At 49.1% G+C, this 12,725-nt stretch carries 14 protein-coding genes; 5 read left to right on the top strand and 9 right to left on the bottom strand.

What is annotated here, in order from left to right; translation table 11 throughout:
• Nucleotides 1–237 (bottom strand): translation initiation factor IF-3 (infC, locus tag GAC_RS04440; protein WP_037349544.1); only part of this gene is annotated, 237 nt, incomplete at its 3' end.
• Nucleotides 238–266: 29 nt separating this feature from the next.
• Entirely contained in the window at nucleotides 267–2,177 is a 1,911-nt protein-coding gene (gene thrS, locus GAC_RS04435; RefSeq protein WP_010268959.1) for a threonine--tRNA ligase, read from the bottom strand.
• Nucleotides 2,178–2,242: 65 nt separating this feature from the next.
• On the opposite strand from thrS, the gene GAC_RS04430 reads away from it, so the two are divergent.
• Complete coding sequence (locus tag GAC_RS04430) at nucleotides 2,243–2,767, top strand: CinA family protein (RefSeq protein ID WP_010268956.1); 525 nt, start codon at nucleotides 2,243–2,245, stop codon at nucleotides 2,765–2,767.
• Nucleotides 2,768–2,773: 6 nt separating this feature from the next.
• Here GAC_RS04430 and rplS read toward each other — a convergent pair whose 3' ends face one another.
• From rplS to ftsZ, 7 genes are all read right to left on the bottom strand, one after another.
• Entirely contained in the window at nucleotides 2,774–3,178 is a 405-nt protein-coding gene (gene rplS, locus GAC_RS04425; RefSeq protein WP_010268952.1) for a 50S ribosomal protein L19, read from the bottom strand.
• A complete protein-coding gene (gene trmD, locus GAC_RS04420) occupies nucleotides 3,171–3,878 on the bottom strand; it encodes a tRNA (guanosine(37)-N1)-methyltransferase TrmD (protein WP_010268948.1) in 708 nt (235 codons plus the stop codon). The genes rplS and trmD overlap by 8 nt, the downstream gene beginning before the upstream one ends.
• On the bottom strand, nucleotides 3,875–4,390 hold the full coding sequence (gene rimM / locus GAC_RS04415; protein ID WP_012880317.1) for a ribosome maturation factor RimM: 516 nt from the start codon (nucleotides 4,388–4,390) through the stop codon (nucleotides 3,875–3,877). The genes trmD and rimM overlap by 4 nt, the downstream gene beginning before the upstream one ends.
• A gap of 68 nt (nucleotides 4,391–4,458) precedes the next feature.
• Nucleotides 4,459–5,286: a ParB/RepB/Spo0J family partition protein gene (locus GAC_RS04410; RefSeq protein ID WP_010268939.1), complete on the bottom strand. Its 828-nt coding sequence runs from the start codon at nucleotides 5,284–5,286 to the stop codon at nucleotides 4,459–4,461.
• Complete coding sequence (locus tag GAC_RS04405) at nucleotides 5,283–6,092, bottom strand: ParA family protein (protein WP_010266435.1); 810 nt, start codon at nucleotides 6,090–6,092, stop codon at nucleotides 5,283–5,285. The genes GAC_RS04410 and GAC_RS04405 overlap by 4 nt, the downstream gene beginning before the upstream one ends.
• Before the next feature lie 79 nt (nucleotides 6,093–6,171).
• The gene (gene ybeY / locus GAC_RS04400) at nucleotides 6,172–6,636 is read right to left on the bottom strand and encodes an rRNA maturation RNase YbeY (protein ID WP_010268936.1); all 465 of its coding nucleotides are present in this window, start codon (nucleotides 6,634–6,636) and stop codon (nucleotides 6,172–6,174) included.
• Nucleotides 6,637–7,012: 376 nt separating this feature from the next.
• Nucleotides 7,013–8,251 carry a cell division protein FtsZ gene (gene ftsZ, locus GAC_RS04390; protein ID WP_035017643.1) on the bottom strand — a complete coding sequence of 413 codons (1,239 nt, stop codon included), beginning with the start codon at nucleotides 8,249–8,251 and terminating at the stop codon, nucleotides 7,013–7,015.
• 323 nt (nucleotides 8,252–8,574) lie between these two features.
• Here ftsZ and GAC_RS04385 point away from each other — a divergent pair, with 323 nt between their 5' ends.
• The 4 genes from GAC_RS04385 to GAC_RS04370 form a co-directional block, all read left to right on the top strand.
• Nucleotides 8,575–9,609, top strand: a complete 1,035-nt coding sequence (locus tag GAC_RS04385; protein WP_241759983.1) for a P44/Msp2 family outer membrane protein — start codon at nucleotides 8,575–8,577, stop codon at nucleotides 9,607–9,609.
• 216 nt (nucleotides 9,610–9,825) lie between these two features.
• Nucleotides 9,826–10,674 (top strand): P44/Msp2 family outer membrane protein, encoded by an 849-nt coding sequence (locus GAC_RS04380; protein WP_227013276.1) that lies wholly within the window; start codon nucleotides 9,826–9,828, stop codon nucleotides 10,672–10,674.
• Between the two features lie 193 nt (nucleotides 10,675–10,867).
• Nucleotides 10,868–11,863, top strand: coding sequence for a P44/Msp2 family outer membrane protein (locus GAC_RS04375; protein WP_010268919.1), 996 nt, complete (start codon nucleotides 10,868–10,870; stop codon nucleotides 11,861–11,863).
• Nucleotides 11,864–11,972: 109 nt separating this feature from the next.
• The coding region (locus GAC_RS04370; protein WP_037349542.1) for a UbiD family decarboxylase domain-containing protein at nucleotides 11,973–12,725 on the top strand (753 nt) is incomplete at its 3' end.

Genomic DNA, 12,725 nt, shown 5'->3' with positions numbered 1-12,725 from the left:
GCTTCTCTTGGGCCCTCCAGACTTCTTTTTGTTGTACTTCTGCTTGCTGTAGTTGAATATTTTGCATATCGGGAACTCTCCCTCGCTGACTACCTCAACCAGGTCTAGCTCAGCTTCCCGAGCCATGGCGATAGCCTCGTCTATGTCGACTACACCAACCATAGAACCTTTCTCATCAACGAGTCTAACTTTCCTGGCTATTATTAATTCGTTAATTCTCGGCCCTTTTCTCTCCACTTTTAACCCATGAACCCAAACTAAAGAAGCTAGCGCATGCTAACACAAGTCAACAGCGTTTTCAACGCTTTACCAGCCGCCATTCGACAAGTCTCACCCGACCCGTAGCGCCTTACGGACACACAACGGTCACCTGCTTCGCTTTTCCCCACCACCCATACTATTGGTACTTTGTTAAAAATGGCTTTACGTATTTTGTGACTTATGTTTTCCTCTGCTGCGTTCAATTCTACTCGCACATTTTCCTGCGATGCCATTTCTGCCAGGTCCCTTGCATATTCTGCTACCTCCCCACTTACGGTGAGTATTTCTAGCTGCACTGGGGCGAGCCACGCAGGAATATTGCCTGCGTAATGCTCGATTAGAATGCCGATAAACCTCTCAATAGTTCCCAAAACAGCCCGGTGTATAATTACTGGAATGTGTTTTTTCCCGTCCTCGCCTATATAATATGCACCCAGTCTGTCGGGTAGTACGAAATCCAGCTGTACAGTGCCGCACTGCCACTCCCTACCTATTGAATCTTTGAGGGTAAACTCTAACTTAGGGCCGTAGAAGGCCCCCTCTCCCTTATTGATTGTATATTGCACTCCCAATGCATTCATGGGCTCCATTAGAGATTGCTCAGATCTATCCCATATCTCATCAGACCCTATTCTGTTTTCTGGACGATCTGAGAGTTTTACTGTGACGCTATCGAAACCAAAATCCTTGTATACCTCCATGAGTAGCTCATAAAATCGCAGCACTTCGTCTCTGACCTGCTCATGCGTGCAGAATATGTGTGCGTCATCTTGTGTAAATCCCCGAACTCTCATAAGCCCGTAAAGCGAACCCGAGGGCTCGTTTCTGTGGCACATGCCAAATTCCGCCATACGGATAGGTAGCTCCTTGTAACTTCTTATCTTTGATTTGAATATCTGTACGTGGCATGGGCAGTTCATCGGTTTTATAGCGAGTTCTTTCTTGTCGTCCTCCACTACGAACATGTTTTCTTTAAACTTCTCCCAATGGCCTGACTTTTCCCACAGCTTTCTGTCGAGCATTATCGGAGTTTTTACCTCAAGATACCCGTGCTTCTTGAGTTTGCACCTTATGTATTCTTCGATTATGCGGTATATCACCCACCCTTTGTCGTGCCAGAACACCTGACCGAGCGCTTCATTTTGTATGTGAAACCATCCCAAATCTTTAGCTATTTTTCTATGATCTCTCTTTTCTGCTTCTTGCATGTTGTGAATGTAGGACGCAAGCGCTTCGCTGCTATGCCATGCGGTGCCATAAACTCGCTGCAACATCTTGTTTTTTTGGTCTCCAAGCCAATATGCCCCGGAAATTTTGGTGAGCTTAAATGCTTTGACGTACCTAGCAGATGGGGCATGTGGCCCCCTACAAAGATCCACGAACTCTCCGTGTTTGTAGACAGTTATCTCCTCGCCTAAGGGAACTTTGGATAGGATTTCTAATTTGTAGTGCTCGCCCAAATCTTCGAAGAATTTTATCGCGCGTTCCCTGGGCCAAACTTCCCTAACAAACCTTTCGTCTTTGGCAATAATGTCTGACATCTTTCTCTCTATGGCCTCAAAGTCTTTCTCAGACAGGCTATGGGAGAGGTCAAAGTCATAATAGAATCCATTCTCGATGGTGGGGCCTATTGCCAGCTTAGTATCAGGGAAGATCTCTCTTACTGCCCTAGCCATGATGTGAGCCGCGTCATGCCTGATTATATCCATTCCAGTGTTGCTTTCTATTGTTACCGGGTCAACAGAGCCATCTTTGCTTATTGGGGTTGCTAGATCTTGTAAATTTCCATCAACAAATAGCGCAACTATAGACCCTGCTATTTCAGGGAACATGGCCGATGCCACCTCGGAACCCGTGACATGCTTGTGAAACGCCGCCGCTGTCTTGTTGGGAAAAGAGGTGGTAATGTTTATCATAGGCGGTGATTTCCATAGGGAGCCGCACTATAATAATTCCATTTTAGGTCTGTAGCGAGCTTTATATGCTGATTCCAGAAGCCTTAATTGCAGAGGCGGCCGTGTGTATACAGCGCTTGCAACGGCAGAGCTTAAAGGTCTCTTTTGCCGAATCCTGTACGGGGGGGTTGCTGGCATTCGTTTTTTCGTGTGTACCCGGGGTTTCTAGCGTTCTTTTTTCTTCCGTCGTAACCTATGCAACACGCTCGAAGCACTTTCTGCTTGGGGTTCCACAACAAGAAATAGATAAATACGGTGTTGTAAGCGAGGAAATTGCCGGTATGATGGCTGAAAATGTACTAAAAACACTAGAGGATGTTGATATAGCAGTCTCGATAACTGGTATAGCCGGTGCTACCGCCCATTTTACAAACCAAGCCCCTGCTGCTACAGAGCCAGAAACCGGAGTTGTTCATATAGGGCTCGCTAAACGAGGCTCAAAGGTGCAAACATTTCGGTATGACTGGAACCACCTCTCACGGTTTGAAGTCCAAAAAGCGGTAGTACAAAAAGCTATAGGCCTCCTAACACTGGCAGCGTCCAGCAGCTGAGTGCAGCTAGGATGCTGAGGCAGAACGCTGGCTAGCAATACGCTTCTTGCGGGTATCCCCAGCCTCTTTAATTCTTGCCGCCTTTCCGAAGAGTTTGAGCATGTAATACAGTTTAGCCCTGCGCACCCTACCGTACCGCACTACCTCCATGGACTTTATGTTTGGGGAATGCAGGAAGACCTGTAACTGTATGCTTTCATTGTAGCTTATCTTGCGCAGAACGAACGACGAATGCAGGCCTCTATTGCGCTTTTTGATGCACACTCCCTCAAAAGTCTGAACCCTCCAGTTCACTCCGTCAAAAACGTTTATTCCTACCTTAACAGTGTCTCCAGGGAGGAAATGAGGCCTTTCAACTCCAGAAAGTGACTCTATCTGTCTTTTATTGAACTCTTCTAGTACGCTACTCATTTGAACTCCCTTCTTCTTCTCCGCCGCAATCCTTCAGCAAATCTGGACGCCTGCGTTCCGTAATGATCCTGGACATCTTACACCTCCAAAGCTCAGTTTCCTTATGGTTTCCTCTGAGAAGAACATCAGGAACCGAGACCCCCTTCCAACTGGCAGGCCTTGTATACTGAGGGTACTCCAGCCCACAGTCAAAGCTCTCACGAGTAAGACTGTCTTTGTTGCCGATTACCCCGGTGACCATTCTAACACAAGAGTCAATCACGACCATGGCCGCCAGCTCTCCGCCGGAAATCACATAGTCGCCTATGCTGACCTCCTGGAAGTTATAAACGTCGACAACCCTCTCGTCAATACCTTCGAAACGCCCACAGAGTAAAGTTATATTGCCAAAATGGACAATCTGTCTAGACATATCTTGAGTGAACTGCTTTCCCTTCGGGGAAGTGTAGACCAATCTGGTGTCAGGATGTGCCTCCAGCACGCTATCTATGCACCTACCAAGCACATCAGCCTTCATCAGCATTCCCGGGCCACCGCCGTACGGCTTGTCATCAACTGTTGAGTGTTTGTCGCTGGCAAATGACCGAATGTCAACCACATTCAGAGACCATAAGCCCTTCCTTAGCGCGTTACCTACTGTAGAATATCCAAGAGGACCCGGGAACATATCTGGAAAGATGGTCAAGACGTTGAAAATCATCTGCTACCCACACCAATAACTTCAGGTGGAACAACGATAACAACTCTGCGCTCCACGTCTACCACTGGGAAAGTTGACCGCGAGAAAGGGACCATCACTACCTTACCTGTGCTTGTAGACAGCTCTATAATGTCGCACGACCCAAAATTGAGTATGGCCGAGATAACTCCATAGGCTGTGCCATCTTCGAGTTTGGCATCCATCCCGATGAGTTCGTTCTCGTAGAATTCGTCTTCCTGCAGCCTCGGTAAACTAGATCTGCTGACGTAGAGGCGTTTACCGCGCAGCTTTTCTGATTCTGTCCTTGAGCTAAGCCCGTCAAATTTTGCTATTACGCTATCCGCCCCCAGCACTGACACTACTGTTACGTTAAAACAATTGTGCCCGTCAGTTAGCGGGCCATACGCTGATATATGAGATGGATCTTCAGTAAACGTTCTAACCTTCACGAGTCCCATGACCCCATGTGGAGCGCGCACCACGCCCAGGAGCACCATATCACCGCGAACCATGATTTTTAGGTGTATACACAATGCTGGAATTTTACATCCTAAGCATGCCGCCAGCAATCCTAAAACGCCTAAAGTTTGTCCAGCATTTTGAAAAAGTCCTCACACTTTTCCTCGCTGGTAAAGTTTATAGTGAGCTTCTTGCCGCTTTTCCTCACCCTAACCTCAGTATCCAGCCTGCCGGGCAGGAAGCTCTCAATGCGCATGGTGGTGGCCTGCACAATGTCTGTGTGGTTTTGCAGGTCCTTCACCATGGCCTCAGTTTCTCTCACACTCATGCCTGAAGATAAAATCCTCTCGGCCAACTCTTCAGGATTTTCTGCGCCCAACAGGCATCTTGCGTGGCCGAAAGATATGGACCTGTCGCTTATCATGCGCTTTACAGAATCTGGTAGCGTAAGGATGCGTAGTATATTGGTTATGTGGCTCCTGCTTCTACCGAGTATCGCAGCCAAGCTTTCGTGTGTATGGTTAAATTCGTCGATGAGCTTCTTGTATGACTCAGCCTCCTCTAGTGCTGTCAAGTCCTCCCGCTGGATATTCTCGATTACCGAGATCTCCAGACACTTGCTATCGCTAACGTTCCTGACGATTACGGGTACGTCTACAAGCTTTGCCGCTATGCTTGCTCTCCACCTGCGCTCTCCAGCTATGATTTCGTACCTATCCCCCACAGCGTCCTTTCTTACAATAATTGGCTGGATAAGCCCGTTGCGGGCGATAGAGCTAGCCAACTCCTTAATGGCTGCCTGATCAAATTTCCGCCTCGGTTGAAATCTTCCTGGATGTAACATGTTTACCCTAATGCGCGTTGGGGCCTCCATGGTTAAAGTAGCCGCATCGCCCTCACTTTCTTCTCCAATTAGCTCCAGAATTCCTTTACCTAAGGATCTCTTCATTGCTTTTGCTCCAAAACTTCGCCCTCTGCACGAAATGCCTGCACTCTATTTTGCTGCTCTAGTATTTCTTTTGCCAAATATATGTAAGACTGCGAACCCGGGCACTTATAGTCATAGATTATTGCCGGCTTTCCGTGCGATGGGGCTTCAGATAGCCGAACGTTTCTTGGTATTACAGTTTTATATACATTCTCGCGTAGATGCTCCCTGATGTTTTCCTCTACCTGCTCACTCAGATTGTTTCTGCGATCATACATCGTGAGTAAAATGCCCTCGATAGTCAGAGAGGGATTTAGGCGCTTTTTGACGAGATTTACGGTTTTCATTAAGTGTTTTAGCCCTTCCAGTGCGAAGAACTCACATTGCATGGGGATGATCACGGAATGCGCTGCGGCCAATGCGTTTATAGTGAGCAAGCCAAGTGACGGAGGACAATCTACAAATACGTACTGATACTCCGCAGTGTGTAGTAGGCAATTTTTCAGTACAAACTCCCTGGACTCCATCTGTGCAAGCCCCAACTCTGCCGCAGACAGATCAATAGTAGAAGGTACGATGGATAGATTGGGTATACAGGTACTTCTAATCGCTTCTGTAATCGGATGGTTATCGACCAAGACCCTGTAAATGTCCGGCGATCTTGAAGAGTACGGTATGCCCAGCCCGCTACTGCTGTTGCCCTGCGGATCAAGGTCTACCATTAGGGTCGACTTCCCGACAACAGCGAACGCCGTTGCCAAGTTTATGCTAGTTGTAGTCTTACCAACGCCGCCTTTCTGATTTACAACCGCAAAAACCTTAGCCATTGACAATACCGTCCACTGCTCGGATTATACGTGAGTGGCTGGCATTGTCACCCTAAATTTTGGTAGGCTTGTCGGCATGCTATGTTTCACGTGGAACATATGGATTGCGTATTCCAAGCTTGGCAAGTAGCCCCACTTCCAATGCCTGCATTGTGATTGCCTCTTCGGGTTCCTCGTGGTCGTATCCCAATATATGCAACATTCCGTGTATCAGCATATGAAAGAAATGCGACCTGACAGCCACGTCCATTTCCAGCGATTCTTCCGCTATCCGTTCCATGGACAAATATATTTCTCCCAAACAGCAGCCTGGAGATAGTTTTTCATAACTGAAGGAAAGGACATTGGTGGCTTTGTGGATTCCCCTGTACTGGGAATTGAGCTCGAGGAGTAGTGCGTCATTGGCCAAAACAACAAAAACTTTTGGGTCATACTTGGTAATGTCTAACTCTGATAAACAAAACCTGATCACACGTTTCGCGGAGGTTTTGGGCTTACCAACCAATTTGTACCACCCTCGTGTGTGTATATTAACTTCAATCATGTGATGCTACACGCGTGTGGTGTTTATACTGCGCAGCAAGGCCTCTTTCCCGCGTATAGCTCGGTGCGCAAAAGTGCTTACTGCCTGTGGAGTGCCACGTTCCCAGATGCGGACGATTAGTTGTTGCTGCCGATGATGCGCATGAAGTGCGGCGTGCCAAATGTATGAACCACTGCCATGTATGAATATAATACGAGTATGCGTTGATTGATGTTCCAAATTCCATTTCGGCTTGACTACAAAATCCTTCCTCCCTGCCGGCACCTCTTTACTATACAACTCCATCTGGTGGGCGAATTTCTGCGCCCGCGCCATCACGGGACCAGACGCTGCCACACCCTTTCGTTGTTGGCAGATTTGCCACTGCCCAATGTTTTCACAATTTTTCCTTTTTTCTGAGGAATGCCGGTACGTCGAATGATTCACCCCAGTTAAATGTACCGGATTTTTGAGGCGGCTGCTGTTTTTCCGCGGCAGCATGCGCATCAGCCATGGCATCCTCCTCAGGAAGACTAGGCTTGTAATAGGCCATGGTGCTGCCATTCTCGGGATTGAGCGAGCTTAGTTCACTATCGAAATCAAAATCGCTGATTCGCTGCGGCTGTTGTTGCTCGACACTATGGGGCCTTTGCGCGGGGCGCACACTGTCGATACCAGTGGCAAGAACAGAGACTCTAATCTTCCCGCTGCTTTCCTCGTTGAACGTGGAGCCAAATATGATGTTGGCATTATCATCGACTTCTTCCCTGATTCTGTTCGCGGCCGCGTCCACTTCAAACAAAGTAAGGTCCAGGCCCCCAGTGATATTTATCAAGATCCCCCTGGCGCCCTTCATGGAAATATTATCAAGAAGGGGGTTGGAGATCGCGGCTTCTGCGGCGATTACAGCTCGATGCTCTCCCTCTGCCTCTCCAGTTCCCATCATTGCCTTGCCCATTTCGCTCATCACAACTTTTATGTCGGCAAAATCGAGGTTGATCAACCCAGGCATCACCATAAGGTCAGTTATGCCTCTTACTCCCGTATGAAGCACCGTATCCGCGAGCTTGAACGCGTCCGCGAAGGTGGTATTCTCGTTTGCGATCCTAAACAAGTTCTGGTTCGGGATTATTATAAGAGTGTCTACATACCGCTGAAGTTCTTCCAGCCCCAAGTCGGCGGTTTTCATCCTATGTGCACCCTCAAAGTGGAACGGCTTGGTTACCACTCCTACAGTCAGGATTTTGTTTTCCTTGGCAGCCTTAGCAATCACGGGTGCGGCGCCTGTACCTGTGCCGCCCCCCATACCCGCTGTTATAAATAGCATGTTGCTGTCGGCAATTTCTCCCATGATCTCGTCTATGGACTCCTCAGCGGCGCCCCTTCCAACTTCTGGTAGGGAGCCAGCGCCTAGCCCCTTCGTTAGGTTGATCCCGAGCTGAATTTTCTTTTCTGACAGAGAGCAATCAAGCGCTTGGGCGTCTGTGTTGGCAACTATAAAGTTGACCCCCTGAAGGCACGACTGTATCATGTTGTTTACTGCATTACCGCCAGCGCCACCAACGCCCAGAACTGTGATTCTGGGCCGTACTGCAGATACGGATTGGTGGTCAGGCAAGTAGACGTTCAACGACATTGGCATATGAAACAAAAAGCCAGCCCGAATGCTACTACTTTCGCGAGTTCATGTAAACCCTTAAAGTTGGCCTGCAAACGGGCACAGATCCCTTTTGAAACGTTTTTTAAGGCTTTGTAAATATGGTGGCTGCGTCATAAAACGTGCCGGAGCCCCGTGGTTCCACCAAGGAATGGCTCAACTCCAGAGAGTTGCGGGTTTTGTTTTGCTGCACAATTACTCTAACATGGCTGCAGGGCCGGGCTTTGTATGATAACTACCATAATGAGCCGTTTACAACCTTGACTTTTGTTTTCTAAATGGTTAAAGCAGGGGCAGCATGGTTGAGTCGTAACGTGATTGCGGATGCACCGCATGGTTGTGGTGCTTGGGCGCGTGCGGCGGGCCCTGTTGGTGATCAGAGAGGGTTGAAAGGGATGGCTTTGCGGTGGAGGCTCGCCGTTATAACCTTGGCGGTGTGTTTTTTATGTTTGTTGCATGCAGAGGTGTGCTCTGCTGCAGGGTTTTACGCTTCTATGGGGTATCGGCCTGCGCTTCAGAATATTGGTAGGCTTGCAATGTCAATGGATGGGCGCACTGCTGATGTTTTTGCGCCGGGTCTGGATACATGTTGCGGTCCTCTGGAGGCGCGTGAAGTTGATAGCCGCATGATAGAAAAAATGCGGTCAGCAAGGGCCGCTTCAGTGACGTACTCTTCTGACTACACGGGTGTGTTTGGTGTTTTGGGTGCTGCTGACCGCGGCTTTAGGTTGGAATTTAAGGTTGCGAGGAGCTTTTTTGGTGCTATACGCACCAGGGGTGACGCCCTCATTGACCATAGGGATGTACTATTAGTCCAAGAAATACGCGAAACTGACGATGCCGCTGCCACAACAAATGCTGCTGCCACAACGAATGCTGCTGGTGCTGGCAGCAGTGCTGGCCAACAGCCGTCTACTGCGCCAGCGCCCGTAACCGATGGGCTGGTGGCGGTGCGTCACAAAGGCATTGGTAGCACTACTACCATGGTGAGCGTATGTTACGACGCCGATAGGCAATTCATAACGGCTCCGTTCGTGCCACACTTTTGTGTTGGATCTGGAATTGATGCTGTGGATCTGCTTGATATGACTAGAGCTGCTTTCTCCGTGGAAGGGAGCATTGGGTTCCATCAACAGGTGTCTCAGTCACTGCAGTTGGTAGTTAGCGCCTTTGTGCACAGAGTTTTAGATAGCACTTTTAACGATGTGCCTGTCGCTTACCAATGGGGTGCGTCTAGCAGGACCAGGGATGACCCCCGTCGTAGTTTAGATGTACGAGTTTCAGACGTGCATATAAGCTACCTAGGGGCAGAAATTGGGCTTAGGTGGTTCTTCTAGCGGCGTTATGTTGCCTTCTTGCTTCTCCTAAGTGCGCAGCCGCTTGGGTGTGTATGCGCGTATTTTCCTCTGCATTAGCTCTTGGTTAACGTTTTTGTTCTAGAAAGGCGCGCTGCAGCGCCGAGCATCGTTGAGAATTCTTTATAGTTGAGAGATTTCGAAATCGTGTGAGAGTTGCCGCTTCCGGCTAATTTTTAGGGGATAATTATGGGATCTATGATGAGGGCAACAAAAAAAGGCAGCATTTCCGTTCGAGTGTGGATATTCATCGCGGTTTTGCTTTTTCCTCCACAGGCCTTTTCCGCAAGCAATTGCCCGTTACGCAAATTCAGATCACAGGGGCGAGCGTACCTTATTGGCGCTTACAAAAGCAGCTTTCCCGATTTTGGTAATTTGAAGATAAGCGAAGGGCAGCTTTCTACGCCAGGAGTGGCAACAGTTGCGCAAATGAGCATGAATGGGAGCGTTATTGTTGATATACACAACCACAAAGCTTTTGGGCCGTATAGGCCGCCTTTTTACAATAGCGATTATCTGGAATTTGCTGGGGGTGTGGGCTACAGCGCTGGCCCCGTGAGACTGGAATTAGAGCGGTTTCACAGTGTGTTTGAGACAAAAGGCGGGGTTGGTTCGGTCAATAAGGACGATGCATGCAACATAGCGCTAGTCAGGGCTCAGACAATAATGCCAGGGAACTACGCAGTTGTGGAAAACAGGAAAATCGACGTATCCTCCGTAGCGCTGAACTTATGCTACGAACAGATACAAATTAGTGCTGCACTTGGATACGTATGTGTGGGCGTAAGCGGGAACAGGTTGAGTCTGCTAAACACTGGCGACGTTACTCATGGATATCAGGGCAAAATGGGTGTGGGAATTCCGATGACGCGGGGTGTGACGCTATTTATTGGTACATACTACCACATGCTTCACAGCAGCCGCTTTAGTTCCGTGGCACTTGTAGTACCTGAAAGATTTGATATCGTGCCCAAACCTGTGGCTGCTAAAGCCAATATGCGCATAGCTCACTTTGGAGGGGAATTTGGCGCTAGGTATATGTTTTAGCTCACTACAACCCTCAAACATCACTCCTCATTCTCTGCACTTTGCTACGTGCTCACCGCAGAGATTGCAGGTTATTGGCTCATGATTCTTTGAATGCACTTGACGCGTGTATACTACGGGAGTAAATACTTGGTGTACGATAGCCCGCTGTTATGGCGGGCTATCGTGCGTGGCTTTGTGTTGAGGGTTTCAGATGAGCTTTGTAAGGTTTCTTGCCGTATCTCTTGGTTGTGTTTTCTTGGCCTACTCGTCATCTGCAGTTTCTTTTTCCTTGGATGGCATAGCACGCGGTGTGGGCGGATTGTATATTGGGGGCATGTATAAGCCTGCCTCTCCTATTTTCGGTGACCTGGCATTTAAGGGTTCTTTCGACACTTCTTTTAGAACTGCGCCCCTGAATGCGCTGCCCATGCTGTGGTTTGCTGGACAAGATCAAGATGTGCGGCATGTGCGCCTAAATGGTGTTACTATCGCAGCAAACTCGTTTGACCCTTGGCCGGTGCTGGCGCGGGGCTCCGATTACCATAGTAGCGCGCATGGTGTTGCTGTGGTTTTGGGGTACCCTGTGGGCCAGGTTAGGGCTGAGCTGGAGCTGGCTAAGCAGAGCTTTGACGTAGGACGGGGGGGAGGCCCCGCGTCCGGCCACGATGAGGGTGTGGTGGGAGATCTGTACGCTTCTGAAGGCTATAGATACTCCGCCGTGCACATGAAGCTTTCTTCGGGGAAAGGGGCGCCTGCTACTCCTCCTGCCACTACTGATGGCGGCGATGCTAACGCTATGGTCATTGTGAAAAACGAAGGGGTACAGCTCTCCTCGGTGCTTGCTAGTTTGTGCAGGGATTTTAGTATCAGCTTGAATGAGAACATTCTGCCATATGTGTGTGCTGGGTTTGGTCTGGAAAAAGTAAGCATGTTCGACTCTGATGCTAAAAGGGTTTCTTACCAGGCGAAGATTGGTGCAAGTTATAAGTTTGGCAATAATGTTCACGGGTTTGCCAGCCTCTACTACCGCGCGCTTGCGGGCAATGGCGAGGTTATTCTTACACAGAGTGGTTACGAGGTTGTGAGGACTGACTGCTCCCGTCATACCGGCAGCAAGACCCATGCTAAGCTGCTACCTGTGAACTTGCCCATCGGTATGGACATAGCTTACTTCGGGCTAGAGGCTGGGCTGAGGCTTTCTCTCTAGGAGAGGAAATTGCCGGTGGTGGCGTGTTGTATGGCGCCACTAGGGTTTTGTTGGTGTTTTGCCGTGTATGTGGTAGCCTTGCCCGGGTGCCGTTTTCTCGCGGGTTGCTATGTCATTTGCGGGTCTTGGGGAGTTTGTAAGCTTCCTGGAGGCTAGAGGGTGTTTCGTCCATGTACAAGGGGAAGTATCCTCAGTTTTTGAAATTACAGAAATTCACAGAAGGTTGGTGGCAGCGCAGGGTCCGGCTGTGCTTTTCAAAAATGTGGTCACAGAACATGGGCCTTGCAGCATACCAGTCTTGGTTAACCTGTTCGGCACTGTTGAGAGGGTTGCACTTGGCCTTGGGGTCGAGCCTTGTGGTCTACGCGGTATAGGGGAGCTGCTGGCTTTTTTGAGGTCTCCTACTCCTCCAGAATCTTTTAGGGACCTACTAACTATGGTTCCCATGTTGCGTAATGTTGTTGCTGCGCGCACTAGGGTTGTCAAAAAGGCGCCGTGCCACGAAGTGATTATGGTTGGTGACGATGTAGACCTACGTAAGCTACCCATACAAACCTGTTGGCCTGGGGAGCCAGCTCCTCTTATAACATGGCCCATAGTTGTGACGCGCGGGCCGTCTGCGTCTCGTGAAGATAATTTCAACCTCGGTGTGTATCGCATGCAAGTTGTTAGCAAAAATTCCACAATCATGCGATGGCTAAGGCACCGAGGTGGGGCGCAACAGTATCGCAGATGGGTGAAAGAAGGCAGGGGGGATTTTCCCGCAGCTGTTGTCATAGGGTCTGACCCTGCAACCCTAATTTCTGCGGTCGCTCCCGTTCCTGATACCATCTCTGAGTACCAATTTGCTGGTATTTTGCGC

The organism is Anaplasma marginale str. Florida, from assembly GCF_000215485.1.
In the GTDB taxonomy this organism is placed as follows: domain Bacteria; phylum Pseudomonadota; class Alphaproteobacteria; order Rickettsiales; family Anaplasmataceae; genus Anaplasma; species Anaplasma marginale.
Note: the sequence above shows the minus strand (reverse complement) of the source record. Positions and strands in the feature narration are given on the sequence as shown.